General features: G+C 67.4%; 26 protein-coding genes and 1 tRNA gene. 13 read left to right on the top strand and 14 right to left on the bottom strand.

Annotated features, from left to right (window positions below; all coding sequences use genetic code 11):
* Positions 1–418: 418 nt before the first annotated feature.
* Complete coding sequence (locus tag O4N75_RS08240; RefSeq protein WP_267232982.1) at positions 419–913, top strand: Lrp/AsnC family transcriptional regulator; 495 nt, start codon at positions 419–421, stop codon at positions 911–913.
* A 73-nt stretch (positions 914–986) separates the two neighbouring features.
* Here the strand turns inward: O4N75_RS08240 and O4N75_RS08235 are convergent, their stop codons facing one another.
* The 4 genes from O4N75_RS08235 to O4N75_RS08220 form a co-directional block, all read right to left on the bottom strand.
* Entirely contained in the window at positions 987–2,585 is a 1,599-nt protein-coding gene (locus O4N75_RS08235) for a peptidase dimerization domain-containing protein (RefSeq protein WP_269628870.1), read from the bottom strand.
* A gap of 524 nt (positions 2,586–3,109) precedes the next feature.
* On the bottom strand, positions 3,110–3,823 hold the full coding sequence (locus tag O4N75_RS08230; RefSeq protein WP_269628869.1) for a GntR family transcriptional regulator: 714 nt from the start codon (positions 3,821–3,823) through the stop codon (positions 3,110–3,112).
* A gap of 1 nt (position 3,824) precedes the next feature.
* Complete coding sequence (locus tag O4N75_RS08225) at positions 3,825–4,283, bottom strand: GntR family transcriptional regulator (RefSeq protein WP_269628868.1); 459 nt, start codon at positions 4,281–4,283, stop codon at positions 3,825–3,827.
* Between the two features lie 68 nt (positions 4,284–4,351).
* Positions 4,352–5,638, bottom strand: coding sequence for a hypothetical protein (locus O4N75_RS08220; RefSeq protein ID WP_269628867.1), 1,287 nt, complete (start codon positions 5,636–5,638; stop codon positions 4,352–4,354).
* An 83-nt stretch (positions 5,639–5,721) separates the two neighbouring features.
* Here O4N75_RS08220 and O4N75_RS08215 point away from each other — a divergent pair, with 83 nt between their 5' ends.
* From O4N75_RS08215 to O4N75_RS08190, 6 genes are all read left to right on the top strand, one after another.
* The gene (locus O4N75_RS08215; RefSeq protein WP_269628866.1) at positions 5,722–6,681 is read left to right on the top strand and encodes a serine hydrolase; all 960 of its coding nucleotides are present in this window, start codon (positions 5,722–5,724) and stop codon (positions 6,679–6,681) included.
* Between the two features lie 88 nt (positions 6,682–6,769).
* The gene (locus O4N75_RS08210; protein WP_269628865.1) at positions 6,770–8,989 is read left to right on the top strand and encodes a TonB-dependent receptor; all 2,220 of its coding nucleotides are present in this window, start codon (positions 6,770–6,772) and stop codon (positions 8,987–8,989) included.
* An 86-nt stretch (positions 8,990–9,075) separates the two neighbouring features.
* On the top strand, positions 9,076–10,293 hold the full coding sequence (locus O4N75_RS08205) for a DUF1254 domain-containing protein (protein WP_269628864.1): 1,218 nt from the start codon (positions 9,076–9,078) through the stop codon (positions 10,291–10,293).
* Positions 10,294–10,438: 145 nt separating this feature from the next.
* Positions 10,439–10,837, top strand: a complete 399-nt coding sequence (locus O4N75_RS08200; protein ID WP_348649535.1) for a TonB-dependent receptor plug domain-containing protein — start codon at positions 10,439–10,441, stop codon at positions 10,835–10,837.
* The gene (locus O4N75_RS08195; protein ID WP_269628862.1) at positions 10,834–11,925 is read left to right on the top strand and encodes a TonB-dependent receptor; all 1,092 of its coding nucleotides are present in this window, start codon (positions 10,834–10,836) and stop codon (positions 11,923–11,925) included. Before O4N75_RS08200 ends, O4N75_RS08195 begins: the two co-directional genes overlap by 4 nt.
* A gap of 17 nt (positions 11,926–11,942) precedes the next feature.
* Positions 11,943–12,314 carry a hypothetical protein gene (locus O4N75_RS08190; RefSeq protein WP_348649534.1) on the top strand — a complete coding sequence of 124 codons (372 nt, stop codon included), beginning with the start codon at positions 11,943–11,945 and terminating at the stop codon, positions 12,312–12,314.
* Positions 12,315–12,478: 164 nt separating this feature from the next.
* Here O4N75_RS08190 and O4N75_RS08185 read toward each other — a convergent pair.
* Positions 12,479–12,554: transfer RNA gene (locus O4N75_RS08185), tRNA-Ile, on the bottom strand.
* A gap of 152 nt (positions 12,555–12,706) precedes the next feature.
* Here O4N75_RS08185 and O4N75_RS08180 point away from each other — a divergent pair.
* Entirely contained in the window at positions 12,707–13,447 is a 741-nt protein-coding gene (locus tag O4N75_RS08180) for an SIMPL domain-containing protein (protein ID WP_269628861.1), read from the top strand.
* 29 nt (positions 13,448–13,476) lie between these two features.
* Here O4N75_RS08180 and O4N75_RS08175 read toward each other — a convergent pair whose 3' ends face one another.
* The 3 genes from O4N75_RS08175 to O4N75_RS08165 form a co-directional block, all read right to left on the bottom strand.
* A complete protein-coding gene (locus O4N75_RS08175) occupies positions 13,477–13,938 on the bottom strand; it encodes a hypothetical protein (protein WP_269628860.1) in 462 nt (153 codons plus the stop codon).
* The gene (gene panD / locus O4N75_RS08170) at positions 13,938–14,294 is read right to left on the bottom strand and encodes an aspartate 1-decarboxylase (protein ID WP_056025476.1); all 357 of its coding nucleotides are present in this window, start codon (positions 14,292–14,294) and stop codon (positions 13,938–13,940) included. Before panD ends, O4N75_RS08175 begins: the two co-directional genes overlap by 1 nt.
* Before the next feature lie 231 nt (positions 14,295–14,525).
* Positions 14,526–15,386 carry an alpha/beta hydrolase gene (locus tag O4N75_RS08165; protein ID WP_269628859.1) on the bottom strand — a complete coding sequence of 287 codons (861 nt, stop codon included), beginning with the start codon at positions 15,384–15,386 and terminating at the stop codon, positions 14,526–14,528.
* Between the two features lie 100 nt (positions 15,387–15,486).
* On the opposite strand from O4N75_RS08165, the gene O4N75_RS08160 reads away from it, so the two are divergent.
* Together O4N75_RS08160 and O4N75_RS08155 are read left to right on the top strand one after the other, a co-directional pair.
* Positions 15,487–16,032, top strand: coding sequence for a YbhB/YbcL family Raf kinase inhibitor-like protein (locus tag O4N75_RS08160; protein WP_269628858.1), 546 nt, complete (start codon positions 15,487–15,489; stop codon positions 16,030–16,032).
* A 98-nt stretch (positions 16,033–16,130) separates the two neighbouring features.
* Positions 16,131–17,387, top strand: coding sequence for a serine hydrolase domain-containing protein (locus O4N75_RS08155; protein ID WP_269628857.1), 1,257 nt, complete (start codon positions 16,131–16,133; stop codon positions 17,385–17,387).
* Positions 17,388–17,397: 10 nt separating this feature from the next.
* On the opposite strand, the gene O4N75_RS08150 is transcribed toward O4N75_RS08155, so the two are convergent.
* Positions 17,398–17,757, bottom strand: coding sequence for a hypothetical protein (locus tag O4N75_RS08150; RefSeq protein WP_269628856.1), 360 nt, complete (start codon positions 17,755–17,757; stop codon positions 17,398–17,400).
* Positions 17,758–17,903: 146 nt separating this feature from the next.
* On the opposite strand from O4N75_RS08150, the gene O4N75_RS08145 reads away from it, so the two are divergent.
* On the top strand, positions 17,904–18,125 hold the full coding sequence (locus O4N75_RS08145; RefSeq protein ID WP_269628855.1) for a flagellar basal body rod C-terminal domain-containing protein: 222 nt from the start codon (positions 17,904–17,906) through the stop codon (positions 18,123–18,125).
* 37 nt (positions 18,126–18,162) lie between these two features.
* The gene (locus O4N75_RS08140) at positions 18,163–18,783 is read left to right on the top strand and encodes a TIGR02466 family protein (protein ID WP_269628854.1); all 621 of its coding nucleotides are present in this window, start codon (positions 18,163–18,165) and stop codon (positions 18,781–18,783) included.
* On the opposite strand, the gene O4N75_RS08135 is transcribed toward O4N75_RS08140, so the two are convergent.
* From O4N75_RS08135 to O4N75_RS08120, 4 genes are all read right to left on the bottom strand, one after another.
* A complete protein-coding gene (locus tag O4N75_RS08135; RefSeq protein WP_269628853.1) occupies positions 18,780–19,700 on the bottom strand; it encodes a hypothetical protein in 921 nt (306 codons plus the stop codon). The two genes, O4N75_RS08140 and O4N75_RS08135, sit on opposite strands and share 4 nt — an antisense overlap.
* Before the next feature lie 108 nt (positions 19,701–19,808).
* Positions 19,809–21,752, bottom strand: a complete 1,944-nt coding sequence (gene rpoD, locus O4N75_RS08130; RefSeq protein ID WP_269628852.1) for an RNA polymerase sigma factor RpoD — start codon at positions 21,750–21,752, stop codon at positions 19,809–19,811.
* Positions 21,753–21,831: 79 nt separating this feature from the next.
* Positions 21,832–23,733, bottom strand: a complete 1,902-nt coding sequence (gene dnaG / locus O4N75_RS08125; protein WP_269628851.1) for a DNA primase — start codon at positions 23,731–23,733, stop codon at positions 21,832–21,834.
* Between the two features lie 44 nt (positions 23,734–23,777).
* Positions 23,778–24,848 (bottom strand): PAS domain-containing sensor histidine kinase, encoded by a 1,071-nt coding sequence (locus O4N75_RS08120; RefSeq protein ID WP_269628850.1) that lies wholly within the window; start codon positions 24,846–24,848, stop codon positions 23,778–23,780.
* Between the two features lie 121 nt (positions 24,849–24,969).
* Here O4N75_RS08120 and O4N75_RS08115 point away from each other — a divergent pair, with 121 nt between their 5' ends.
* Positions 24,970–25,911: a DUF808 domain-containing protein gene (locus tag O4N75_RS08115; protein ID WP_269628849.1), complete on the top strand. Its 942-nt coding sequence runs from the start codon at positions 24,970–24,972 to the stop codon at positions 25,909–25,911.
* A gap of 10 nt (positions 25,912–25,921) precedes the next feature.
* Here O4N75_RS08115 and sigJ read toward each other — a convergent pair whose 3' ends face one another.
* A complete protein-coding gene (sigJ, locus tag O4N75_RS08110; RefSeq protein WP_269628848.1) occupies positions 25,922–26,791 on the bottom strand; it encodes an RNA polymerase sigma factor SigJ in 870 nt (289 codons plus the stop codon).
* Positions 26,792–26,793: the final 2 nt, after the last annotated feature.

Genomic DNA, 26,793 nt, shown 5'->3' with positions numbered 1-26,793 from the left:
CCTCGGATAGATTTTGATAAGTAATTTCGCATCTATGTCGGCTTGTTTACTTCGCCGACTTGGTCAAATTTGAACAAAACGGTCCCGCTCCGCCCAAACTGTCGGCGGATCGCTAAACTTCCGTTCGGATACTTGCGCCTCTTACGGCTATCGCTCAGGCCCCTCGCCCCAACGATGCGGCTCGCGGCGTTTCGCCTCGCCTTGCTGATCTCCCCAGCGCCACCTCTAGTTACCGCTCAATAGTGGCGGTGCGCGGTTGGCGCTTTTGGTCGGCGTCGCCCTCTCCCTAGGCTGGCCGTTCCCTTGCCCGTCGCACGAACTAGATTATCGTCAGACATGGAGCTGTCCGCGGCGAGATGGATTATCTGCGCGAGGAATCCATAATTGCCGCCGTTTTATGCACGGAGAAGCGCCTTCGATGTCGAAATCCGAACACCTTGATCTTGATGACGTGGATTATCGGATTTTGAAGGAGCTTTGCGACGACGGCCGAGCCTCAGACGTCTGGCTGGGCGAGCAGATCAACCTTTCCAGCACCGCGGTAGCGCGACGCCGACGAAACCTCGAAGAGCGTCAGGCGGTGCTCAATTATTCGGCCAATCTCAACATGCCGATGCTCGGCTACAGCGTCGTCGTCTTCGTGGCCATCGAGCTCAGCTCCCAGGCGGAGAAGGCGCTGAACGAGTTCGAGCGCGAAGTGGTGAAATGCCCTTCGGTTTCCTATTGCGGCTTCGTCTCCGGCGACACCGACTTCCTGATCATGCTGAACGTGGCGTCGTTCGAGGACTACGACCGGGTCTATCGCCGGGAACTCTCCATCCTCCCGCACGTGGCCAAGATCCGATCGAGCTTCGTCATGCGGGAGGTCGCGCGGCGCGGCACGCCGCCGATCGTCTTCAAGGACAAGGTCTAGAAAAGCGAAACGGGGAGGCGCTCGTCGCGCCTCCCCGTCTGATACGCCCCGAACTATGGGACCGCGCCGCGGACTACTTTGCCGGCGGGACGGCGGCAGCCGGGTACTTGACGCCGAGCTGATCCAGATAGGTCTTATATTTCTTGGGGTTATAGTAGTACGGCTCCAGCTTCGGCCGCATCTGTTTCATGATTTCGGCGTTCAAGTGGATCGCAGGCATGTCAGTCGCCGCCAGGACCGGATCATACTTCTGATCCTTCAGCTGAACGTTGTTGAAGTAGTCCTTCGCATCGGCGACCAGCTTTGGCGTCGTCACCAGATCGAGGATGGTCAGCGCCACCGCCTTGGAGCCCACCTCCACGCCCTTGTGGGCGATCGGGGTCGCCATCGCCATGGCCGAGGTCACGTTGTGGCCGATCGCATTCGGGATATTGGACGGATAGCGGATGGTGATCGTGGGCGCCGTCCACATGATGTCGCCGATGTCGTCGGACCCTCCGCCCATCGAGGGACCACGCGATTCCGGCGTGGTCAGCGGCGAAACTTCGGTCGCCAGCGGCTCGAGCTTGAAGCCTTGCGTCACCTGCACCGCCTTGGCGAAGGCCTGGTCGTCGGCGGACCACTTCGGCATCCCCACCGCCTTGATGTTGGCGTAGGCGGCTTCGGCCAGCGGCTTGTTGCCGTAGTTCGGCGCTGCATAGCCGAGCACCTTGCGCTCGACCGTCGTGCCGGTGCCCATCGCGGCCGCCTGCGAGATGGTGTTCCCCAGCTCGTAGAGTTCGCGGATCGACTGGAAGGAGTTTTCGCGGAAGTAGTACCAGACCGAAGCCACGCCCGGCACGATATTGGGCTGCCCGCCGCCGTCGGTGATGACGTAGTGCGAGCGTTGGGTCAGCGGCAGATGTTCGCGGCGCATGTTCCAGGCGGTGTTCATCAGCTCAACGCCGTCCAGGGCGCTGCGCCCCGACCAGGGCTGGCCGGCGGCGTGGGCCGTCTTGCCATGGAAGGTGTATTCCACCGAGACCATGCCGTTGTTGCCGGCCGGCCCCCATTGGGTCGAAAAATCCCGGCTGACGTGGGTGAAGATCGAGGCGTCGACGTCCTTGAACAGGCCAGCGCGCACATAGAAGGCCTTGGTCGCCAGCAGTTCTTCGGCGACGCCCGGCCAGACCATCAGCTGCCCGGGGATCTTATTCTTCTCCATCACATCCTTGGCCGCGAGCGCCGCCACGATGATCAACGGCAGGCCGGAGTTGTGCCCTTCGCCGTGCCCCGGCGCGCCCTCGACCATCGGCTTGATGCTCGGATCGCCCGGGTACTGCGATAGGCCCAGCAGGCCGTCGATGTCGCTGCCCAGCGCGATCTTCGGGCCGCCAGCCCCCCAGGTCGCCGTCCACGCGGTCGGAATGCCGGCGACGCCGCGGGTGATCTTGAAGCCGTTCTTCTCGAGGATCCCCGTCAGGTACTCCCCGGTCTTTACTTCCTGAAACCCCGGCTCGGCGAAGCTGAACACCGAGTCCACCATTTCCTGACTCAGCTTGGCGCGCGCCTCGACGCCAGCCAGGGCCGCGCTCTTCATCTCGGGCGTCGGCTCCGCATTGGCGGGAACCGCCGGCAAAGTTATCGCGCTCGCCAGCAGGATCGCCGTCAGCGACTTCGCAGTGTTCTTCATTCTTCGCCCCCACGGGTTGTTGAAATTCGCCAGATCGCTCCGACGAGCCTTGGGACAGGGTTCGACCGACCACGACGACCGCGACCAACGCCCTTGAGCGCCGCCCCAAGCCCCGCCCCTCGACGCCACCGAAACTCAAATCACGCTTCAGCGCCCGTTTTCTTCAACATATTCCGCATTCTTGATGAAAAGCGGCGCGCATACGCACAATCGACACGACAATCACTCACGCCAAGCGCAATGACGCAAAAATCGCGCACCGCCCAGGAAGTGATCGATCTGATGGCGTTTCAAGCAGCGGACTGAGGCCGACCTGCCGCTTTGCTGATCGCACTGGCCCGCACTGGCCGCGGCGCTGGCCGAAACGTCGCCTTTGGGGCAAGGCGCCGTTCAGCCGATCAGGACGCCCGGCCTGGGCGAAACCGGAGCGGTGAGTATCCCCACAGGCGAGCCGCAGCCTTGCAGGTCCAGTTGCGGGCGCTGAAGGCCCTCACCGCGCTCGGCGAGGCGGCGAGCAGGCCCTTCTAGTCCAAGGCCTCCATGCGGCGCACTTCGTCGAGGGACTCCAGCACCATGCGGCGTCCTTCGGCCTCGGCCGCTTCGGGATCGCCGGAGGCGATGGCGCGCGCAATCTTGCGCCAACCGCCAGCCGATCGCCGACGGCGCGCGGCTGAATTCATCGGCGCCCACAGGATCGCCACTTCCCGCTCGAGTTCCTGAGAAAGCTCCGAGACATAGGGCGCGGCCGCCAAGGTCGCGATCAGGTCGGTCAGCCGCCGGCGAGCGCGGATGTAGTCGCCGACCTGGGCGCTCTCGTCGGCGGCCACCTCCGCAAGCACCTCGGCGCCTTCAAGGATCGCCGCCACGAGGGCCGGCGGACGCTGCACGCGCTCGGCGGCGAGGCGCACGAAAAGAGCACCGACCTCAGCGCGCAATCGAAAGTGCGCCTCCAGGGCCTGGGCGTTCATCTGGGCGACGGCGGCGCCGGTTCGCGGCGCGATCACGACGAGCTTTTCACGCTCCAGGCGGCGCAATGCCTCGCGTACCGGGCCACGGCTGCATCCGAAGGCCACCGCCAACGGGGCAGCCTTCAAGGGATCACCCGGCTTGAACTCACCGGCCTGGATCCGTTCGCGCAGCGCACTGGCGATCTGGCCCGGCAGACCCTCCGGCATGCTTTCCGCCAGCGCCGCCAACGGCGCGGTCGAGGTCAGAAATGCTTCCAGCCGTGTCGGCATTCTAAGTCATCCCCAGAATGGCCCGCTGGAGCGAGACGCGCCGGAGAAGGTCAGTCAACCGATCGCCCGCCGCCGGCCGGGCGGCCTCGAGGGCGGACTGCTCCTGGCTCAGGCGCTCCCAGGACGCGCGCCCCCCTCCCATCGGCAGCGCACCGCCCGACGCCTCCAGCAACGGCGACAGTTGGCGCCAAACCCGGTCGACCTCGCTTAGGGGCGCCTCGCGACTGGAAATCACGCTTGCCCCGCGCCGCTCGGGCGCCACCACCGCCCCAAGCGACTGCAGGCGACTGATCGCGTCGCGCGCAGCCGAATGCGTGCAACCGCAGGCTTCGACGATCCATCGTTCCGGCAGCCGTTCGCCAGGACGCAGCACGCCGGCGAGCACCGCCCGCAGCACGGCCTCGACCATCGGATCGAACGTCCCGCTGGCCGCGGGACCATCATGCGCGCCGCCGGACAAGGCGCCTCCTTCAAGCGGCCTTGAGCGGCCATGCGCGATCATCGCCGATTCTTCGTCACCACGCCGCCTCAGGCCAGGAGCGCCTGGACGGCGGCAAGCAGGGCCCGGCCGGTCGTGGCCACATGCTCGGCGTCGACGCACCGCATGTCATCATTTGGCGAGTGATGGAAGCGATGCGCGCCAAGGATTCCGAAGGCGCGAGGATAGCCCGCCGCGAGGATTTCGCCCAGTTCGCCGCCGGCCCCAGCCTCATCGCCATAGACCGCTTCGAGCCCCGGCTGACCGGCGAACGCTGTCCGCAGCGGCGCGACCAACTGCGGCCGCGCGACCAGATAGCGCTGCGGATCCACACTGGGCAGGGGCGCCAAGCGTCCCTCCGCCTCATGCCAGTCCCGCGCCGCGAGCGCCGCGCCCAGATGGACCCAGAGAGCCGTGACGTCCGGACGTGGCGCCAGGGCGCTACGGAGGAACACCTCGCCTCCGTGATTTTCATATTCGTGACCCGAGGTCGCCACGAACGTCAGGTCCAGCGGGCATGCCCGGCTAGCCCAACGCGCCAGGCCCAGCCATGCGGCCACGCCCCCGCCGCGCTCCCCCATGCAGCCAAACCAACCCGACCGGGGGGTTGAAACCACTAGCTCGCGCCCGGCTCCACGGTCCAGGCGCCCGACCAGATTGAAGGCTGGGCGGCGCCCGCTCATGCCCTCGATCCGCAAAGTCGCCCGCTCGCCCCTGGCGGCTGCGGCCGCCAGCAGCTCGCCTTCACGCGATCCGACCGCGAGGATCGGAAACCGCTCGACACCGTCCGGCGCCGCATTCAACGCCAGGGGCTGGCCCGTCGGCCCCTCGGTGACCAGGATAAGGGCGCCGACGCCCTGCCCTAAGGCCGCCCTCACGACCTTGGCGACGGCGCCCGCATGCCGCGTAGACCACCGCCCATAGGGTAGGCGCGCGATGGCGATCGCACCCGTCGCAGCGTCCGCCCCTTGCCCGACTTCAAGCCGGACCAGGCGGGCCGACAGCCCGCCGGCCGGGGTCAACGTCACCGGGGCCTGGACGAGCGCGGCCACCACCTTGTCGCCGAGCGCCAGACTGACTTGCCGTTCCTCGAAGTACGGGACCTCGATGGCCTGTCGACGGACTTCGAAGCCCAGCCCTTGTAGCTCGCGGGTAAGCCAGGCGCCCGACGCCTCGTCACCCGCCCCGCCGGAGGCCTTAAGGCCGAACCCGTCGTAGCGCGCCAGATCGTCTTGGACCTGGCGGGTCGCAAACACATCGCTGGCGCCGGCCATCGCGCCCTCCAGGCTCATGGCGCCGATCCCCGCGCCCAGGATGACATTGCGGCGGGTAGCCATGACGAACTCCTCTGTAGCCGGGGAACTAGGCTTAGCTGCTCAATAATGTCAATAATCGACAATTACATCAGAAAAGGTTCCGCATGCGCACGCAGCTGATCGCCCTCTCCGCCCTGTTGTCGGCCGCCACGCCGGCCCTGGCCGCGCCCCCCGACTGCAAGGCGCTCAGCGCCTACTCGGAGGCCCGTGACGGCCTGAGCCTCCTGGTCCTCATTGACGGCCGGCCGGTGTGCGAGGCCTACGCACAGGGCGCGGCCGCGACAACGCCGCTGCCGCTCTACTCCGGGACCAAGAGCCTCGTCGCGTTGATGGCCGCCGCAGCTGTCGAAGACGGACACTTGTCGCTCGATGAACCGGCGGCCGACACGCTAGGCGAATGGCGCCAGGACCCGGTCAAATCGCGCGTCACACTACGTCAACTGCTCACCATGTCGTCGGGCTTGCCCAGCCGGATCGGCGAAGTCCCAACCTATGCCGTAGCGGTCGCAGCACCGTTCAACGCCGCCCCCGGCGAGCGATTCCAGTACGGGCCCGCGCCATATCAGGCGTTCGGCGAGGTCATGCGCCGCAAGCTGGAGGCCGGCGGCCAGGCCCCCGATCCCCTCGCCTACTTGGAGCGCCGGGTCCTGCAGCCGGCGGGCGCGGTCGCAGCGGCCTGGCGGCGCGGTCCGGACGGCCAGGCCATGATGCCCCAGGGCGCGGCGATGACCGCGCGCGATTGGGCCAAGATCGGCGAGCAGGTGCGCGCTCGCCGCGCCGCCTATCGCGACCTCTTCATGCCCTCCGAGACCAACCACGCCTACGCCGTGGGCTGGTGGCTGCCCAATCCCGGCCCCGGGGCTGTCACGGCGAGTACCGACCTCGGAGATGGCGGCGAGGCCATTCCGCGCGACCTGGTGATGGCCGCGGGAGCCGGCGATCAGCGGCTCTACGTCATCGCCTCGCACAAGCTCGTCGTCGTCCGCCAAGCCCGCCTGCGCGCGGAGAGCCGCTGGTCGGATGCGGAGTTCGTCCGGCTCATCCTCAAAGACCCAATCCCATAATGTCGATTATTGACACTTTTGGGCCTGACGCATTACACGCCTTCCAGTCGCCTGGGAGCGACCCAGAACAATTTGGGGGATGACGTCGATGATCAGCTACAAAGCGGCCGCTCTGGCCTGCGTCAGTGCGATTTCGCTGCTCGCCGGAGAAGCGGCCGCCCAGGCCGAGCGGCAGGAGCCGGCGGAGCTGGGCGAAGTGGTGGTCACCGCCCGCCGCCGCGAAGAGCGCCTGATCGACGTTCCGGTGGCCGCCTCGGTCGTGTCGGCCGCAGCCCTGGTCGACCGCGGCGGCGCGGTCTCCACCGGCGAACTCCTGGCCGGCCAACCCAGCGTGCGCTTCAACAACCTGACCTCATCGATCACCTCCGAGGTCTCGATGCGCGCCTCGTCAACCGCCCGGGCGACCAACGGCGACCCGAGCGTCGGCCTCTATCGCAACGGGGCCTATATTGGCGGCGGGGGCATCGGGGGGCGCAACTTCGCCCGGCTGGACACCTTCGACATCGGCCGCGTCGAGGTGCTGCGCGGCACGCAAGGCGCCCTCTACGGGCGAAACGCTGTCGGCGGGGCCGTCAACATCGTCTCGGCCCGCCCGGAATTCAGCAACAGCGGCTTTGTCGACGCCAAGTACGGGTTTGAAACGCAGCGCGCCCAGGTGCAGGCGGCCCTCAACCTGGCCGCCAGCGACGAACTGGCCTTCCGGTTCGGCGCCGACTACGTGAACCAGGACGACGGCTTCTTCTACAACCCGGTCCACGACGTCCACTTCGACCAGGAAAAGGGCCTTGGACTGCGTGCTCAGGCGCGCCTGGCCAAGGGGCCCGCCGACATCACCCTGCTGGTCGAAAATCAGCAGCTGACCACCCCGACCATCACCTACCAGATCGCCATTCCGGCGGGCTCGCCAGGCTTTCCCGGCGGCTACATCCAAGATCAGTTCAGCTATCCCTGGAACACGGCCCCGCTGGCCAAGCAGAACATCAGCGCGGCCATGCTGTCGGCGGAGGTCGATCTTGGCTGGGCCCAGCTCAGCTCCACCAGCGCATTCAGGGTTCGGGAGTCGATGTATGCGCTCGACAGCGATGGCGTGAACCCACAGGAGCTGGCCCGCGCCCGCGCCGCGGGACAGGTCGGCGCCGCCACGCCCATCGATCCGAACGGGGCGGCGGTTACCGCCGACCGCACTAAAACCCTTAGCCAGGACCTGCGCCTTGCCGGCCAGGTGCTCGACGGCCGCCTCGACTGGCTGGCCGGCGTCGAAGCCATGACCCAGGAGAGCCGCTACTCGGTCACCCTGGCCCGCACGCCCACGACCGCCGCCCCGTCGACCGGCACCGTGGAATCGGCGGTTCAGAACTACGATTCCTGGGCCGCCTACGGCGCGCTCACCTACGATGTGACCAGCGACCTCAGCCTGACGGGCGAATTGCGCTACACCTCCGACGACAAGAGCCTGACCTCGCGGCTGCGCGACCGGATCACCAACCAGCTGACCGGAGGCCCGGCCCGGATCGTCGACGGGACCAGCTCGCCGGAGAACCTCTCCTACAACGCCACGGCGTCCTACCGCCTACCGTTGAACCTCCTGGTCTACGCCAAGGTCGGCACCAGCTACCGCGCCGGCGGATTCAACCGCAATCTCGGCGACCTGCGCCAGCCCGTCCCGATCCCCGTCGCCTATGACGACGAGACCTCGCGCAGCTACGAGCTTGGCCTCAAGGGCGCGCCCCTGCCGAACCTCTACATGGCTGTGGCCGGCTATCGCACCGACCTGACCGACATGATCGCCCAGCTCGACAATGGCTGCCGGGTCACCAACCCCGTCTGTCCGGTCGCCGCCACCGCTTTCCTCACCAATGCGGGCGACGCCCGCTCCTGGGGCCTCGAAGCCGAGCTGACCGCCCGCTACGACCTCGGCGACGGACAACTGCGGCTTTCACTGAACGGCTCGCGCCAGGGCGGCGAGGTGACCTCCGGTCGGTACGCTGGTCTGTCGCTTCCGCAAACGCCCGATTGGCTGGCCTCGGCCGAGGCCAACTACCGCGTTCCGGTCGCCGGCTTCGAGGCGTTCGGCAACCTCGCCTACAACGCCCAGTGGGGCGGCGTGCAGGAACTCAGCACCACCACGCCGAAACTCTCGGACTTCCAGGTGGTCAACGCCCGGTTCGGCGTCGACCTCGGCAAGGTGCAGATCGCGGCCTATGTCGACAACCTCTTCGACAGCGTCTTCATCGTCGCCCAGGACCCGACCATCCGCCGCTACAGCCGCCCACGCGTCAGCGGCCTGCAACTGCGCTACAGCTGGTGAGGGGCCCCGGTCGACGTCGTTTCCTGGCGGGAGCAGCGGCCGCTTTGGCGGCGCCCCCGCCAGCGGCCTGGGCGGCTCCCTCGCCCTTGCGCGCTGCGGCCCGTGAGCTCGCGCTCTACGGGCTGCCGCTTATCGAAATGGCCGGCACGCGAGGCCGGGCTTTCCGCAACGGCCTGATCGCCAACCGCTTTCGCCATGTCCGCAAGCTGACCGACGCTCGTAGCCAGACCGTCACCCAACCTAACAACGATACGCTCTACTCGACGGCCTGGCTGGACCTGTCGGCCGGCCCGGTGCGACTCGCCCTGCCCCGGGCCGGCGAGCGCTACGTCTCGTTGGCGCTGATGGACATGTTCACCAACAACTTCGCGGTGCTTCGGGCGGGATCGGTCCAAGAGGTCATTGTCATCGGTCCGCACGCCCCCAGCCAGCCAGGCGCCATCCGCGCGCCGACCGACTGGGTCTGGGCGCTAGGCCGGACGCTCGTCGCGGGCCCCGCAGACTTGTCCGCCGCTCACCTGGTCCAGGACGGCCTCGTCGCCCAAGGCGCGTCCAACCGCCGCGTCATCGACGCGCCGCTTCGCTCGGCCCCCTGGTCCGAGTACTTCGCAGGCGTCCAGGCGCTGCTGGCCGACACGCCCCCACCTAGATCCGATGGACCTCTGGCAGGTGCGCGCGCCGCCGGCTTGATCGCGCCTGGCGCCTTCGACCCGCGGCGCTTTTCGCCCGACCAGGGCGCGCAGATCGCTGCAGGTCTCGCCGATGCCCTGGAGATCGCGGGCCGCGGCGACGAGTCGGGCGAGCGGCGCGGCGGCTGGCTCTACCCCAAACCGAACCTGGGACGCTTCGGCGACGACTACCGATACCGCGCCCAGATCGCGCTGAGCGGCCTGGCCGCGCTGCCCATCGACGAGGCGCTTTACCTGCGAGCGCTTTCACCCGACGGCCGCGGCGAGATCGATAGCCGACGCCCCTGGAAGCTGACGTTGCGCAAGGGGGCGCTGCCGCCCGTCGACGGCTTCTGGTCGCTGACCATCTACGAGGTCACCCCGCAAGGACAGGCCTTCCTGATCGACAACCCCCTCCAGCGCTATGCGATCAGCGACCGCTCGCCCGAACTCGCCGGCGCCGCGGACGACATCGAAATCCTCATCTCCCCGGCGGCGCCGTCTGGCGGAACCAAGGCGGTCTGGCTTCCGGCGCCGCGCTCCGGTCGCCCGTTCCTGTTGAGCTTCCGCGCCTACCGGCCCAAACCGGCGATGCTCGACGGAGACTTTCTTCTGCCCGAACTCAGGCCGGCCTAGTTCGCTGGCGGCGAGGGGCGCATGTGCTGCGCCCTCGATCGCGTTGCAATGCTGCTCCTGCGACTTGCTCAGCGCGCCAACCGGCGCGGCGCGGCGAGCGAACTCAATCGCGTCGCTGAGCAAGATTTCATCGGCGCCCACCTGGATGAACAGCGGGGGCAAGCTCGCGAGGTCGGCCTTCGCCGGAGAAATCAAGGGATCCTCCGACCTCACCCAAATCGACATCGCCCGCGTGGAGGTGATGCGTGGCCCCCAAGGCACGCTCTATGGGCGCAACGCCAACGGCGGGGTCATCAACTTCGTGACCGAGGCTCCGACGGGCGCATTCGGCGGCCAGGCCCTGGCCAGCTACGCCAGCTACGCCAGCTACGCCAGCTACGACGAAACCCGCCTTCAGGGGGTGGTCAACATCCCAGACAGCGACCGTGTTCGCGCGCGTCTGGTGCTTGACCGCTGGAATCGGGACGACGGCTTCGTAGAGAACGCCACGCCGGGGGCCAGGACGTCGACAAGGGCGATACCCTGTCGGCGCGGCTGCGGGTGAGCGCGGACCTGACCGACGCCCTGCCCCTCGACCTCAGCGCGACAGGCCTGCACGGCTCTGGCCCCACCAACTACTTCACCCTGCACAATCTCCCGACCGCTCAGGCGGTGGCGCTGAACCACTTCCTCGCCGGTGCCGTCGTGCCGCTGGAGCCCCACCGCACCTGCGCCAACGATCCGATCGACGCGAGCCGCAGCTATGCCAGCGGCGCCGCGACCCTCGCCTGGCAGGTGGGGGGCGCGACCATCAAGTCCATAAGCAGCTACTCCCGGCTGGCCGACGAGAACATCGGCGACGACGACAGCATCAATCTCAGCGCATTCCCGTCGCACTTCATCTCGCGCTCCAACACCTGCAGCGAGGAGTTGAACGTCAGCGGCTCACTGGGCCCGGTCGATGCGGGTGGTCGGCGCGTTCTACATGCGCGACGGCAACTATACGAAGCTGCACTACGAGTTCCCACAGGGGATCTTCCCGCTCCCCCCAACAGTTCGCTTCAGCATGAGGCGATCGGCTACGTCACCAAAACCTACGCCGCGTTCGCCGACGCCACCTGGCGTCTCTCCACCCGCCTGCGTCGGCTCGGTGGCGTGCGTTACTCTCGTGACGAGCAGCGGGTCACGCAGGACAGCTACATGAATTTCGGTCCGGCGATGCGGATCGCGACCTGTCCGCTGCAGACCAACGAGATCGCCTTCACCTCGACGACGCCGCGCCTGGGCGCCCAGTACGAGCTGAGCGCCGGCAACAACGTCTATGCGACGTTCTCCAAGGGCTTCAAGATCGGCGGCTTCAACCCCGACTCCTGCAACAACCAGTACAATCCCGAAAAGCTCACCGCCTACGAGATCGGGATCAAGAACCGGCTGTTCGACAACATCCTGACACTCAACGCCTCGGCCTTCTATTATGACTATAGCGACCTGCAGCTCAGCCAGGTGGTGGGACTGATCCGGCTGATCACCAACGCCGCCGCCGCCGAGGTGAAAGGGGCCGAACTCGAGGCCGTCTGGCAGCCGGATATCCACTGGACCATCAACGCAAACTGTCGCTGCTCGACGCCAAGTACACCGATTTCACCAATATAGACTCCCTCGCCCCGGCCTTGGGCCCGCAGGACGTCGCCGGCCACTATCTGAACAACGCGCCCAAGCAATCGGTGAACGTCGGGGCGGCGTACCGGACTGACCCGCTGAGCTTCGGCCGCCTCACCGCCCGCGCCGATCTGAGCTATCGCCCCGACGTCTATTTCCGCGAGTTCAACGGCCCCTTGGACGAGCAAAAGGCCTACTCGCTCTTGAACCTGGCGCTCATCTGGGACAGCTCGGACAAGAAGTACCGCGTGCATCTCTACGCGACCAATGTGACCGACGAGGCCTACATCATGCAGATGGACTCCTCAGACAACTTCGGCTCGCGCTTCGTCGCCTGGGGCGCCCCGCGCCAGGTCGGAATCGAGCTCAAGGCGAACTTCTGACGACCGGGGCGACGGGCGCACGCCGGGCTTCCGTCGCCTCATCGCGGCCAGGCGAGGCCGCCAACCGAGATGACCCGCCCCACAAGCGCCCCGGACATTTTCACGTCGTCTTTTAAGATGATTGCCGAACTCCAGGACGCCCTGGCATCCCTCGCACGCATCGCTGGTGGGCCCGGTAGGACTCGAACCTACAACCAGACCGTTATGAGCGGTCGGCTCTAACCATTGAGCTACAGGCCCCTGCAGCGATGCAGGGCTGCGGGTTACCACGACCTGCACGCGCCTTAAAGCTGCCGTTCAGCTTGGCTTTGTCAGAACTGCAACCTCCACCGTCATTCGGCGTTTGGAGACCTCGATCCCGCCCTACCCCCGGGGCGTTTGTGGAGATTTCGATGAAGACCCTCGTCCGCGCCGGCGCCATGGCCCTGCTGCTCGCCACCGCCGCCGCGCCCGCCGCCTTCGCTCAAACCGCCCAACCTTCGGCAGGTTCGATGTTCCAGACGACCACGCTCAACCTCTCGGCGTACGGCGAAACCCGCGTCGCCCCCGACAAGGCGACCATCAACCTCGGCGTCGTCACTGAGGCCCCGACCGCCGCCGGCGCCCTGGCCGCCAACAACGAGAAGATGAACTCGGTGATCGCCGCCCTGCGCAAGGCCGGCATCGCCGAAAGGGACATCCAGACCTCGGGCCTGAACCTCAACGCCCAGTACGACTACGTGCAGAACGAGCCGCCGAAGCTGCGCGGCTACCAGGCCTCGAACCAGGTGACGATCACCGTCAACGACCTGGCCAAGCTGGGCGCGGCGGTCGACGCCACCGTCAAGGCCGGCGCCAATCAGGTGAACGGCATCTCCTTCGGCCTGAAGGACCCGAGCGCGGCCGAGAACGCCGCCCGTCAGGAAGCGGTCAAGGCGCTGGCCGCCAAGGCCGACCTCTACGCCAAGGCCACCGGCCATCGCGTCAGCCGGCTGGTGAATCTGAGCGAAGGCGGCGGCTACATGCCCTCCCCGCCGCCGGCGCCGATGATGGCCTACGCCCGCATGGAAAAGGCGGACGCCGGCGCGCCGATCGCCGCGGGCGAACTGAACGTCCGGGTGGACATCACCGGTCTTTACGAACTGTCGCGGTAAGCGAGCGGCCCTCCCCTTCGGGGGAGGGCTTATTTCGGGCCGAGGCCGGCCCGCGCGAAGGCCGTCGCCAGCTTGTCGGCTATGACGATGCCGGGCGGAGCCTCGCTGGCCTCCATCACGGCCGCATAGGTCATGCCGGCGCGTCCTTCGACCGGCCCGCTGGCCCAAGCGACGATGCGGGTGCCTTCAGAATTGCTGCGGCAGCTGGCGGTCTTGCGCTCGGCGTCGGCCGGCGTCGCCTTCAGCAACTGCTCAAGCGTCTGCGTCCCGGCCCCTTCGCAGGTCGGCAGCGAGCGGCCGCACACCATATGCGTGCCGTATTGGTAGACCGTCTTGCCGCCCTCAGCGATCAGCAGGCAGGTGCCAGGGTCGCCGATGGCGCGCGAGACGGCTTCGTCGAGGACGGCCTTGTCCACCCCCTTGGGCGCAGTCGGCGAACAGGCGGCCAGAACCGCGACGGACAAGCCCAGCGCGGCGGCCAGGGCGCGCATCAGGCGGCCTGCTTGATCTCGTTGCCGTCGTCGAGCAGCACGACGCTCGGCGAATAGTTGCGGGCTTCCTCGGCCGGCAGCATGCCGTAGGTGACCACGATCACCTTGTCGCCCTTCTGGACCAGACGCGCCGCCGCGCCGTTGACGCCGATCACCTTGGATCCGCGCGGCGCCTCGATGGCGTAGGTGGTGAACCGCGCGCCCGTAGTGATGTTCAGAACGTCGACTTGCTCATGGGGAAGGATGCCCGAGGCGTCCAGCAGATCGCGGTCAATCGCGATCGAGCCTTCGTACTCGAGATCGGCCTGGGTCACCGTGGCGCGGTGAAGCTTGGCCTTCATCAGGGTCACCAGCATGGGCGGTCCTTCTAACTGCGGCGCACAAACCTTCAAAAACGAAGGGCCGCCGGATATAGCGTCGAATGGGGATCACCACAATTGCGGCGGCGCAGCAAGGTTGACCTAACGGCAATATGTCGCGGACGAACAACGCTCCACGAACAGGCATTTTGCTCACTTATTCCGGGACTTGCTTCAAAATTATCCGACGCTGGATCATGAAGCGTCGCCGGTGACAAACCCGTGAGCTTACGGGACGTGAGCGACCTGAGCCATGAACGCGGTGACGTCGTCCAGCACGCTCGCCCGGTCGCGGAACGGGCGCGACATCGCCGCCATGATCTCGTTGTGGCCGACGCCGGGATAGCTGCGGCTCTCGACCTGGGCGCCGGCCGCGCGCAGGGCGGCGTCCAGCGAGGCGGTCTCCCGCGGATCGACGATCGCATCCGCCGATCCAGTGACCAGCAGCATCGGCGGCGCGTCGGCGCGCGCCAGCCGCACAGGCTGGGTGGCGGACGGATCGCCCGTCCCGAACACATCGGCCATGTGGCCCTTCAGGGGGACGAAATCGTAGGGCCCCGCAATGCCGACCACGCCGGCGACGCGGGCCGGATCGACGCCCGCCTGGCGCAGATAATTCGGCTCCAATCCCAGCATCACCGCATTGTAGGCTCCGGCCGAGTGCCCCAGCAGCACGATGCGCGAGGGATCGCCCCCATAGGCGGCGGCGTGATCGACGGCCCAACGCACGGCCTGGGCGCTATCGTTCAGGAACTCGGGAAACCGCACCTGCGGATAGAGCCGGTAGTCCGGCAGCACCACCACATAGCCGCGCGCGGCCAGGGCCTGGGCGACCCAGCCATAGTCCCACTTGCGCCCCCGCTTCCAGCCGCCGCCGTAGAGGAACACCGCCACCGGCCGGGCCGCATCCATCCGCCGCGGCGCGTAGACGTCGAGGCTCTGGCGCCCGCCGGGGCCGTAGGGCTGGTCATGCGCGGTCAGGATCGCCGGATCGCGCGGCGTGAAGGTTGCGAACACCCCGAGCGGCGTGCAGGCCGCGCAGGCGCCCGCCAGGACGGCGATGACGGCAAGGCGAACCGAAGCGGACACGTGACGCAGGATCATGCGCCACCGGCTAGGGCCTTTTCCGGATCGCCGCAACCAAGCCGTAGGCGGCGCGCTTCTGCCTGGGGGGAAAAGGAGCAGCCCGATGCCGTCACCCGCCCATTCCGGTGAAACCATCGCCATCTTCAAGGTCGAGCCCCGAGCCCCGGGCGGCCTGGTCGTGATGTCTCCGTCCCAGGACCCGGACGGACGGCTCGCCGACCGCCACTCGGCCTATCACGAGAACCTCTCCCCGCCCCTGACCTGGACCGAGGTCGCAGGCGCCAAGAGCTACGCGCTGATCGTCGAAGACCCCGACGCCCCGATGGAGAAGCCCTACGTCCACTGGATGATCTGGAACATTCCAGCGGAGGCCGGCGGCCTTCCCGAGGGCGTGCCCCAGGTCCAGTACATCGACCCGCCGCACCCGATCATCCAGGGCCGCAATGACGACGGCGACTATGGCTGGTTCGGGCCGCGGCCGCCGGTCGGCCATGGCGTGCACCGCTACTACTTCCAGGTCTTCGCCCTGGACCAGCAGCTGGAGGTGGGGCCCGACACCCCGCTGCACGAGCTGCTGAACATCTTTAAGGGCCACACCATCGCCCAAGGCGAGATGATGGCCACCTACGAAGCGCCGGCCCGCCAATAGTTCGAACAAAAAGTATGTTGACGGGCTCCACGTCAGCCAGGGCATAGCTGGGAAAACGCCCTGGCATCGGACCTCGGCGGATCATCTGGCGAGGCGACATGGACGGCGATCTGGCTCTGGGCGGCTTTTCTTCCAACGGTCTGGCGGCGATCCCCGCGGCGCTGCAGCCGATCGTCGACGCTGGCGACCTGTCGGGCTTCGTCACCCTGCTGTGGCGCAAGGGCGAAGTCGCCCAGGTCAATACGCTCGGCTACCGCGACGTGGCGGGCAAAGCGCCGATGACCCGCGACACCCTGTTCCGCATCGCCTCGATGACCAAGCCGATCACCTCGATCGCCACCCTGATGCTGATGGAGGAAGGCAAGCTTCGGCTCGACGACCCGATCACCAAATGGATGCCCGAATTCAAGGACATGCGGGTCCTGAAATCGGCCACCGGCCCGGTCGACGACACCGTCCCGGCCGCGCGCGAGATCACTGTCGACGACCTGATGACCCACCGCTCGGGCCTGGCCTACGCCTTCACCTCGATGGGCCCGATCGCCCAGGCCCATGAGACCGCGCTGGGCTCGCCGCTAGGCGGCCACCTCAGCCCCGACCAATGGCTGAAGGCGCTGGGCGAGCTTCCGCTTTCCTACCAGCCGGGCGCGCGCTTCCACTACAGCCACGCCACCGACGTGCTCGGTTTCCTGGTCGGCCGCGTGGCCGGCCAGGACTATCGCGAGTTCATCATGGAGCGGATCCTAAAGCCGCTGGGCATGCACGACACCGACTTCTGGTGCCCGCCCGAGAAGCGCGACCGGATGGCCAAGCTCTACCGGATCAATCCCAAGACCGACGCGATGGAGGACATCTCCTTCCCGCATCTGCCGGGTCCGCCGGAGTTCTGCGCCGGCGGCGGCGGCCTGATCTCGACCGCCGACGACTACCTGCGCTTCGCCCGCATGATGCTGAACGGCGGCGAGTTGGACGGCGTGCGCTACGTCAAGCGCGAGACGCTCGAGGCGATGCGCGAGAACCGCCTGACGCCGGCCCAGCGCGATGTGCCGTTCATGGGCATCCCGTTCTGGCTGGGCCAGGGCTTCGGGCTCGGCGTCTCGGTGATCACCGACCCGGAAAAGCAGGCCTGGATGGGCGCAGGCTCTGAGGGCTCGTTCGGTTGGCCCGGCGCGTTCGGCACCTGGTGGCAGGCCGACCCCGTCGAGGACATGGTCATGATCTACCTGATCCAGAACTCGATCCCGCTGGAGCCGGAGGCCGCCTCGCAGCTGGCCACCGGGCAGCGGATGGGCGGGCGCGCCGCCCTGCCCGTGTTCCAGAAACTGACCTACGCCGCGCTCGGCAAGCCGCTTTAGAAGGGCCGCTCTAGTAGGTGTTGCGGCCGGTGACGCACATCGGCCGCCCCTCATAGGTGGCGCCAAGCAGGCTGCCGCTCTTCACGGCGGCCTTGCGGGCCTTCTCGTAGGCGCGGTTTTCGGCCGGCGGCTTCACGCCGTCGGGGCAGATCGCGATGTCGACCTGCATGCCGGTGCGGCAGGTGCAAAAGTCCTCGCGCTTGTCGAGACGGCTGGCCGGCACCTTGCACGAAACCGGCAGGGTCTGGCCGTTCACGTCCAGGCAGATGATGGTCTGGGTCGGCGGGTTCTGCGACAGCGGGGCCTGGGCGGAGGCCGCGCCCACGGCGGCGACAAACGCCGCGGCGGCGATCAGGGTGGTGCGGATCATCGGACTAACCTCCAGTTCGACTTGACCATAACACGCGCCGAGCGTGGCGGGTTTCAGGCGCCGCATGGTGAGCGGCCTCTTCATCATGTCGCTGCGCGAAGGCTTAACCGCCCAAGGCGCAGGATCCACGGTGGAAGGGGCTCGCCATGGATCCGATCGCCACCGCTCAGTACGGCATGCTGGCCGCCAGCCGCCGGTTCGACGCCTCGGCCAGCCGCACGGCCCGGATGGGCGTCGAAGGCGAAGCCGTCGACCTGCCGGCGGAAATCGCTGAGCAGATCACCGCAAAGACCGCCTTCGCCGCCAACGCCGCGGTGATCCGCAGCGCCCAGGACATGACCGGCGAACTGTTGGACATCCTCGCCTAGCTTTGACATCCGGCGCGCGGGGCATTAGCGCCGGGCCATGAGCCTGCGCACCCTCTTCGTCACCCAGGTCTATGAAGCCAGCCTCGCCGGCGAGCGCGGTTTCACCGACTTCAACGCCGAACTTGAAGACGCCTGCCGGATGCTGGCCGACGAGGACATCGCCGGCCAGGCGTGGTGCCGCGAGCACGGCTATGGAGGCTACACCTCCTACGCCTCGCTCGACGACCTGCCGATGCGCGCCAGCATCTTCGAGGACCTCAAGCGCAAGCTCGACAAGCACGCGGCCGCCTACGCCAAGGCGCTGCACCTCGACCTCGGCCGCCGCCGGCTGAAGCTGGACAGCCTGTGGGTCAATATCCTCAAGCCCGGCGCCGCCCATTCGGGCCATATCCATCCGCACAGCGTGCTGTCGGGCACCGTCTATGTCGCGATCCCCAAGGGGGCCAGCGCGCTGAAGCTGGAAGACCCGCGCCTGCCGCTGATGATGGCCGCGCCGCCACGCGAAACCGACGCCCCTGAGGACGCCCGCAGCTTCATCTACCTCCAGCCCGAGCCCGGCACGGTCCTGATGTGGGAAAGCTGGCTGCGCCACGAAGTTCCGGCCAACGCCGCGCGCAAGGAACGGATCTCGGTCAGCTTCAACTACGCTTGGCGCTAGCGGCCCGAGCAGGCGCCGGGCTGTTCTTCCTTCTGGCGGTGATTGGCGTAGGCCTTGCCGTTGAAGCGGACCACCGGGAAGCAGAAGCCCGGGCCGCCCAGCACGATGTCCGGCCAGCCGCCGGCGCCCTTGGTCGGCAGGAACTCCGGAATTCCCTGGGACTGGAACAGCGTGCGCCAGCCGTTTCCGGCGCGTTCCATGACGTAGAATCCCTGGCCGGTATTGCCGTAGCAGAAGGTCCCGGTCTCGGTGATGACGATCTCCTGGCGACCGTCGCCGTTGAGGTCGCGGATGTCGCTGGGCTCGATCGCCGCTTCGCAATGGCCCTCGCCGCCCAGCCAGCGCCCGCCCTGGGAGACGAACCCCGCAGCCCGCAAGGCCGCGGCGCGGTCGGCGGCGGTGACGCCGGTGGCGGTCTGGGCCTTTGCGAACGAGGCCGGCGCACAGGCGGCGGGACGCCGATAGCCGTCGCCGGCATGCTTCCAGATACGCACACAATCGCCGGTCACGCGGACGTCCAGCCAACCGTTCGTTCGTGAGGTTTCGAAGCCCAGGGCTCCACTATCCCGCGCAATAGCGCGCCAACGACCGTCGCCGCCCTTGGCGAGCAGCGTGAACCACAGTCCGTCGCCGCCGTAGCAGGACGGGTTCTTGTCGACGGCGGCGGCCTCCAGCGCCCCGTCGCCGTTCAGGTCCATGAAAGCGAACTTCGGCTGCGAGGCCGTCCCGCAGACATTGATCGCCTTGCCGCCGGCGACCTTGAACCCCCCAGCCTCGAACAGTTGGACACCTTCGACCTGGCTCATCTTGGGCGGCGGGACCACCGTCTGCGCCTGCGCCCCCGCGGTGAGGGTCAGTCCCAAAGCGAACCCGAGCATCGTCCGGCGCATGTCGCCCACCTCATTCTGATGAGCCAAGCTTGCTCGCCTATCGGCGTTCTGTCACCGCTGCCGATTGGCGGACACGAAAACGCCCCCGACCGCTTCCGGTCGGGGGCGTCAGGGCGCTGCCAGCGCCGGATAGTCTTAGCTGTCGAGGAAGCTGCGCAGCTTCCGCGAACGCGACGGGTGCTTCAGCTTGCGAAGCGCCTTGGCCTCGATCTGACGGATCCGTTCGCGGGTGACGCTGAACTGCTGACCAACCTCTTCGAGGGTGTGGTCGGTATTCATGCCGATCCCGAAGCGCATGCGCAGGACGCGCTCCTCGCGCGGCGTCAGCGACGCCAGCACGCGGGTGGTCGTCTCGCGCAGGTTCGACTGGATCGCCGCGTCGATCGGCAGGATCGCGTTCTTGTCCTCGATGAAGTCGCCCAGGTGGCTGTCTTCCTCGTCCCCGATCGGGGTTTCGAGCGAGATCGGCTCCTTGGCGATCTTCAGGACCTTGCGGACCTTTTCCAGCGGCATGGCCAGCTTTTCGGCCAGTTCCTCCGGGGTCGGCTCGCGGCCGATCTCGTGCAGCATCTGGCGACTGGTGCGGACGATCTTGTTGATCGTCTCGATCATGTGCACCGGGATCCGGATGGTCCGGGCCTGGTCGGCGATCGAGCGGGTGATCGCCTGACGGATCCACCAGGTCGCATAGGTCGAGAACTTGTAGCCGCGGCGGTACTCGAACTTATCGACGGCCTTCATCAGGCCGATGTTGCCTTCCTGGATCAGGTCCAGGAACTGCAGGCCGCGGTTGGTGTACTTCTTGGCGATGGAGATCACGAGGCGCAGGTTGGCCTCGACCATTTCCTTCTTGGCCTGACGCGCTTCGCGCTCGCCCTTTTGGACGGTCTGAACGATACGGCGGTAGTCGTCGATCGGCACGCCGGTTTCAGTGGCCAGGGCGGCGACCTCGGCGCGGATGTCGCCGATCTGGCCGGCGTCGTTCTCGACGAACTTGGTCCAGCGCACGCCCAGCGGCTTCACCTGGTCGGTCCAGTTCGGCGACAGCTCCTGGCCGAAATAGGCCTTGAGGAACTCCGAGCGCGAAATGCCGTAGCTGTCCGCCAGACGCAGCAGGCGGCCTTCCAGGCCCATCAGGCGCTTGTTGATCGCATAGAGCTGCTCGACCAGCGCCTCGATGCGGTTGTTGTTCAGCTTCAGCGTCTTCAGGTGTTGGACGATGGCCAGCGAGGCGCTGGTGTAGGCCTTGCGGTCGGCGTCCGAGAGGTCTTCGCCCTTCAGGCGCTTGCCGACCAGCTTTTCCTGCAGCGCGCGGAACGAGTCGAACTCCGAGGCGATGGCGTCGAGGGTCGCCATGACCCCTTCGCGCAGCTCGCCTTCCATGGCGCTGATCGTCGGACCGGCGCCGTCGTCGAAGTCGTCGTCGTCGTCGGCGCCCTCGGCCTTGGCGACGGCCTCGCCGTCTTCGGTGGTCTCTTCTTCTTCGCTCTCGCCTTCAGCCCCGCCGGCCAGTTCGGCCGCCGCGGCGTTGGCGCCGCCGTAGGTCTGTTCGAGGTCGATGACCTCGCGCAGCAGGATGCGGCCGGAGCCGAGCTCCTCGCGCCAGACCATGATGGCTTCGAACGTCAGGGCGCTTTCGCACAGCCCGCGGATCATCGTGTCGCGGCCGGCCTCGATGCGCTTGGCGATGGCGATTTCGCCCTCGCGCGAGAGCAGTTCCACCGAGCCCATTTCGCGCAGGTACATCCGCACCGGGTCGTCGGTGCGGTCGTAGGCCGGCTCCTTGGTCGTCTCGACGACGGCGGTTTCCTCGCGAACGGCGACCTCGCCGCCTTCGGCGTCTTCTTCGGCCTCGACGACGTTGACGCCCATCTCCGAGAGCATGGCGAGGGTGTCTTCGATCGCCTCGGAGGTGACTTCCTCAGAGGGCAGGACCTTGTTCAGCTCGTCCATGGTGACGTAGCCGCGGGCCTTGGCCTGCTTGATGAACTTCTTTACGCCGGCGTCGGTGAGGTCGAGCAGCGGACCATCGCCGCCAGTCGTTTCCGTGGTTTCCGCTTCAGCCGTGTTGGTGCTCATCTAGGTCTCCGGATTTCGGCTGCGCCATGCAAGGCGCGGGCCGAAGATGCTCCAATAGCGATAAGACGGTCGTACTTCCTTACGACCCTTCTCCCGCCCAAATCGTTCCCGTTCTGATCGCGCGTTTCAGTGTGTCGCGTTCGCCTTTCAGACGCTCGAGAGCTTCCATATCGGAACGACCGCTAAGGTTACCCTTTGCGGACGCAATAGCCTCGTCGAGCGCCGCAAGCCGTGAAAGGCCTGCGAAAGCTTGCGACCACTGGGATCTAGCGACGTCGAGGGAGACATCCGGTTTCAAGATGGGCGCGCCCGATTTCGCAGCGGCCCGGTCGATGTCTGTCAGCAGCGCATTAAACCCGCAAGACGCCAGATGGCGTGCGAGAGTCGCGCTGTCAAGATGATCAGCTTCCAATCTGAAACCAATGGTCTCGCCCGTCAGCTTCGCTAGAGCTTCCACACCGAAGCCTTTGGCGAGGAACGAGTTCTCCAGATGTTCGTCCAGAACGCCCGGATCGGCGATCGCATACTTGGCGAGGGCGGCCGCCACCGGGTCGATCGACACGGCCAGCCGGCGCGCCGCCTCGCGCCCGGCCTCGGTCGGCGCCGGGTCGATCCATTCGCGCCCGCCGCCGCGCCAACCTCTTGAACCGCCTGCATTTCCACGTTGCGGCCGGGCGCCTTGCTCGGGGGCCGCGCGCGCCTTCGGGCCGGTCGCGTCGAACCGTTCCATCAACGCTTCACGATAGGCCTGCTGCAGGTCCTTGTCGGCGATCTGCCCGGCGGCGTTGCGCAGGCGGTTCTTGAAGCCGGCTCGCCGCTCGGGCGTGTCCAGCGGTTCGAGATCGTGTTCGCGGGTGAACAGCGCATCGACGAACGCCGTGGTCTGCGACAACTGGGCGCGGAGCGCCGGCGCGCCCTGCTCGCGCAGCACCTCGTCGGGATCCTTGCCGCCTTCGACGATCGCGAATTTGAAGCTCTTACCGGGCTTGAGCAGCGGCAGCGCCCGGTCGATGGATCGCGAGGCCGCCTGGCGCCCGGCCCGGTCGCCGTCGAACGAGAGGGTCGGCTCGCCGTGCAGCCGCCAGAGCATCTCCATCTGCTCTTCGGTGAGCGCAGTGCCCAGCGGAGCCACCGCGGCGATCCCGGCCCGCTGGCAGGCGATCGCGTCCATATAGCCTTCGACCACGACGAGGGACGGGTTCTCGCCGCTGGGGGCCGCGCCGAGGATCTTGCGGGCCTCGCCTACGCCGTAGAGCGTACGCCCCTTGTGAAACAGCGGGCTTTCCGGACCGTTCAGGTACTTGGCGCGGGCCTGCGGGTCCATCGCCCGCCCCCCGAACGACAGGATCCGGCCACGGTGGTCGGAGATCGGAAAGATGATCCGGTCGCGGAAACGGTCATAGGGCGCCCCGCCCTCCTCCGGCGCGATCAGCAGGCCGGCCTCGACCAGCTCCCCCGGTCGCGCGCCCTTGGTGACCAGATAGTCCTTCAGCGCCGTCCGGCCCGGCGGCGAAAAGCCGAGGCGAAATCGGGCCCACTCTGACTCCGGCAGGCCGCGACGTTCCAGATAGGCGCGGGCTTCCTTGCCCTCGGGCCGGCGCAGGGCGCCCTCGAACCATTGGGCGGCCGCCTCCATCCAGTCGGACAGGCCCTGGCGCTGGCGCTCCTGCTCGGCCGAACGGGCGTCGACCTCCGGCATCGACAGGCCCGCCTCGGCGGCCAGCCGCTCGACCGCCTCCATGAAGGTCAGGCGCTCGGTCTCCTGGAGGAAGGTGATCAGGTCGCCGTTCTTGCCCGACGAGAAATCGAAGAACTGACCCTTCTCGTCGTTCACATAGAACGACGGCGTCTTTTCCTTGTTGAACGGCGACAGGCCGACATACTCGCGGCCCTGCTTACGCAGCTTCACCGTCCGCCCGATCACATCCGACGGGCGGAGGCGCGATTTGATCTCATCCAGGAAATGTTCGTCGACCCGCACGGCGGCGATGATACAGCGCGCGAGGCTTCGGCGTAGCCCCTAGCTTACTGATCCAGCAATCCGTGCACAGGCGCTTCGATGTCGACCTCGACGCCCTGGGCGCCGTAGCGCCGCTCCACCGAGCCGTCCGGCGTGAGCCCCAGGTCGATTAGCCGGGAGCCGAAGCCTGTATGGGCGGGCGGGCGCACCGGCGGGCCGCCGCATTCGCGCCAGCGCAGGCGGAAGGTCCCGGCCCGCACGCCCCATTCCAGGTCGACACGGCCCTGCGGCGTCGAGAGCGCTCCGTACTTGGCGGCGTTGGTAGCCAGTTCGTGCAACAGCAGCGACAGGGTCATGGTCGTGCGCACGCCGATCTGCACCTCGCGCCCCTTCATGTGGATCTGGCCAAGCCCGTCGATCGGCGCCAGCGTCGCCTCTGCCACCCGGCGCAGCGGCACTGCCTGCCAGTTCTGGCGGAACAACACGTCGTGCGCGTTGCCGAGGGTGACGATGCGATCGAGGAACTCCTCGACCACGCTGCGCTCCACCACCTCCTTCAGCGACTGGGCGGCCAGCGCCTGGACAGTGGCCATGGTGTTCTTGAGACGGTGGCTCATCTCCTGGGCCAGGAGGTCCACATCGGCATGCGCCCGGACGGTCGCGGTGGTCTCGACCACCGTGTCGACCACGCCGCAGATGTCGCCGCTCGCCAGGCGCAAGGGGCTGTAGCAGAAGGTGAACCAGGCCTGCTCAGGCAGCTCAGAACGGTTCACGATCAACGGATAGTCCTTGATGAACGTAGCCTCGCCCGCGAAGGCGCGATCCAGGATGGGTCCGATCTGGTCCCAGACCTCGGCCCAGACGTCGGCGAACGAGCGCCCCAGCGCCTCAGGCTTGTCGCCGAGGATCGGCAGGAAGGCGTCATTGTAGATCGTCGTCAGATCCTTGCCCCACACGATGGCGGCCGGAAACTGCGACTCCAGGATGAAGTTGACCATCGTCTTGAGCTCGGGCGGCCAGCCGGAAGCCGCGCCGAGCGACGTCGCCGCCCAGTCGAACTCGCGCACCAGCCGGATCATCCGACTGTCGCCGACCACAAACGGCGCAGGATCTCGATCCTTGCTCGGCCGTTGCATCGAAACCAATCCCATCCACAGCCCGCCGGGACGGAGGAGCGAAGCGGCCTTTACGCTCGCGCGGTTAGCTCGTACCGACCCATGGTACTGGCTCAAGTCTTTCAATCAGCAGAGGTTCCCGATGGCTTCCGGACTTGTCGCGCTGCTCGACGACGTCGCAGGCATAGCCAAGGTCGCCGCCGCCTCGATCGACGACGTCGGCGCCGCCGCCGGCAAGGCCGGGGCCAAGGCGGTCGGGGTTGTGGTCGACGACACGGCGGTGACGCCGGGCTACGCCATGGGCTTCACGCCGGACCGCGAACTGCCGATTGTCATGCGCATCGCGGTCGGCTCCCTGCGCAACAAGCTGCTGTTCCTGCTGCCGGGCGCGCTGCTGCTCAGCGCCTTCGCCGCCTGGGCGGTGACGCCCCTGCTGATGCTGGGCGGCGCCTATCTCTGCTTCGAGGCCACCGAGAAGATCATCGAGGCGATCAGCGGTCACGACGAAGCCGACGAGCCCGAGGAACTGGCGCTCAGCGCCAAGGATCTCGAGAACCTGAAGGTCGCCGGCGCCATCCGCACCGACTTCATCCTCTCGGCCGAAATCATGGCCATCGCCTTGGCCGACGTCGCCGACCGCCCGATCGGCGTCCAGGCCGGCGCGCTGCTGCTGGTCGGGATCCTCATCACCGCGGCGGTCTATGGCGTGGTGGGCCTGATCGTGAAGATGGACGACATCGGCCTGCACATGGCCCGCGGCAAGTCGCGCGGCGGCCGGGCCCTGGGGCGCGGCCTCGTCAAGGGCATGCCGGTGGTCATGAGTTGGCTGACCGTCATCGGCACCGCGGCCATGCTGTGGGTGGGCGGCGGCATCATCGTCCACGGCCTGGAGCACTTCCACCTGACGCCGATTCCGGTCTGGGTCGAAGGCGCGGCGCACTGGGCCGGCCAGGTTCCGGCGATCGGGCCGGTCACCGGCTGGCTGACCTTCGCCGTCGGCTCGGCGATCGTCGGCTCCGTGATCGGCGCGATCATCGCCGGCGTCCTGCACCTGGCGCCGAAGCGCAACGCCGCTGCGCACTAGAGAATTTGCACTAGGAGGTCGGCAGGCGCGCCAGCTTGTCGGGATTGCGCACCAGGTAGATCGCCGCCAGCTTGCCGTCCTCCCCCGGCTGGAACGCCACCGTCATCGGGCCGTCCTCGCGTTCCATGATCACGCCGGGATAGCCGTTGATCCGCACCGCGCGGAAGCTGACCGGCCACAGGGGCGAACCGCCTGCACGCCAGGCGAGGCCCTCCAGCAGGCGGATGATGTCCTCGCGCCCGCTCATCGGCCGCAGCGCCGCAGTGCGCTTGCCGCCGCCGTCCGAGATCAGCACCGCGTCCTCGGCGAGCACGGCCGACAGCGCCTTCATATCGCCCTGGGCGGCCGCGGCCATGAAGGCGGCGGCGAGCTTGGCCGCGTCTTCCTGGCTGACGTTGAAGCGCGGCTTGCTGTCCTTGACGTGGGTGCGAGCGCGAGCGGCCAGCTGACGCACCGCCGCTTCGTTGCGTCCCAGGGTCTCGGCGACCGAGGCGTAGTCCTCGTCGAACACGTCGTGCAGCAGGAACACCGCCCGCTCCAGCGGCGACAGCCGCTCAAGCGCCAACAGGAAGGCGACCGAAACGTCCTCGGCCCGCTCGAGCGGATCGACGCTCAGTTCCTCGATCAGCGGCTCGGGCAGCCAGGGGCCACGATAGGCCTCCCGCTGAACCTTGGCCGAGCGCAGACGGTCGATGCACAGCCGGCTGGTCACCCGCACCAGCCAGCCGGCGGGATCGCGGACCTCCTCGTCCGTCCGCGTCCAGCGCAGCCATGCGTCCTGGACCACATCCTCGGCCTCGGCGACCGAGCCCAGCATGCGATAGGCCAGCCGGGTCAGGCGCTGGCGCTGGGTCTCGAAGGTTTCGACGTCGGCGACCATGG

Source organism: Phenylobacterium sp. NIBR 498073 (assembly GCF_027286305.1).
GTDB lineage: Bacteria > Pseudomonadota > Alphaproteobacteria > Caulobacterales > Caulobacteraceae > Phenylobacterium.
The sequence above is the reverse complement of the archived record's forward strand: the minus strand, read 5'-3'. Positions and strand labels throughout refer to the sequence as shown.

Bases quoted from the DNA above. Each gene is read 5' to 3' on its own strand.
- O4N75_RS08235 (WP_269628870.1), bottom strand. From the start codon at position 2,585: ATGAAGAACACTGCGAAGTCGCTGACGGCGATCCTGCTGGCGAGCGCG.
- O4N75_RS08145 (WP_269628855.1), top strand. From the start codon at position 17,904: ATGGATCCGATCGCCACCGCTCAGTACGGCATGCTGGCCGCCAGCCGC.
- O4N75_RS08140 (WP_269628854.1), top strand. From the start codon at position 18,163: ATGAGCCTGCGCACCCTCTTCGTCACCCAGGTCTATGAAGCCAGCCTC.
- O4N75_RS08215 (WP_269628866.1), top strand. From the start codon at position 5,722: ATGCGCACGCAGCTGATCGCCCTCTCCGCCCTGTTGTCGGCCGCCACG.
- O4N75_RS08150 (WP_269628856.1), bottom strand. From the start codon at position 17,757: ATGATCCGCACCACCCTGATCGCCGCCGCGGCGTTTGTCGCCGCCGTG.
- panD (WP_056025476.1), bottom strand. From the start codon at position 14,294: ATGCTGGTGACCCTGATGAAGGCCAAGCTTCACCGCGCCACGGTGACC.
- O4N75_RS08155 (WP_269628857.1), top strand. From the start codon at position 16,131: ATGGACGGCGATCTGGCTCTGGGCGGCTTTTCTTCCAACGGTCTGGCG.
- O4N75_RS08220 (WP_269628867.1), bottom strand. From the start codon at position 5,638: ATGGCTACCCGCCGCAATGTCATCCTGGGCGCGGGGATCGGCGCCATG.
- O4N75_RS08180 (WP_269628861.1), top strand. From the start codon at position 12,707: ATGAAGACCCTCGTCCGCGCCGGCGCCATGGCCCTGCTGCTCGCCACC.
- O4N75_RS08230 (WP_269628869.1), bottom strand. From the start codon at position 3,823: ATGCCGACACGGCTGGAAGCATTTCTGACCTCGACCGCGCCGTTGGCG.
- sigJ (WP_269628848.1), bottom strand. From the start codon at position 26,791: ATGGTCGCCGACGTCGAAACCTTCGAGACCCAGCGCCAGCGCCTGACC.
- O4N75_RS08210 (WP_269628865.1), top strand. From the start codon at position 6,770: ATGATCAGCTACAAAGCGGCCGCTCTGGCCTGCGTCAGTGCGATTTCG.
- O4N75_RS08160 (WP_269628858.1), top strand. From the start codon at position 15,487: ATGCCGTCACCCGCCCATTCCGGTGAAACCATCGCCATCTTCAAGGTC.
- O4N75_RS08115 (WP_269628849.1), top strand. From the start codon at position 24,970: ATGGCTTCCGGACTTGTCGCGCTGCTCGACGACGTCGCAGGCATAGCC.
- rpoD (WP_269628852.1), bottom strand. From the start codon at position 21,752: ATGAGCACCAACACGGCTGAAGCGGAAACCACGGAAACGACTGGCGGC.
- O4N75_RS08120 (WP_269628850.1), bottom strand. From the start codon at position 24,848: ATGCAACGGCCGAGCAAGGATCGAGATCCTGCGCCGTTTGTGGTCGGC.
- O4N75_RS08240 (WP_267232982.1), top strand. From the start codon at position 419: ATGTCGAAATCCGAACACCTTGATCTTGATGACGTGGATTATCGGATT.
- O4N75_RS08175 (WP_269628860.1), bottom strand. From the start codon at position 13,938: ATGCGCGCCCTGGCCGCCGCGCTGGGCTTGTCCGTCGCGGTTCTGGCC.
- O4N75_RS08200 (WP_348649535.1), top strand. From the start codon at position 10,439: ATGAACAGCGGGGGCAAGCTCGCGAGGTCGGCCTTCGCCGGAGAAATC.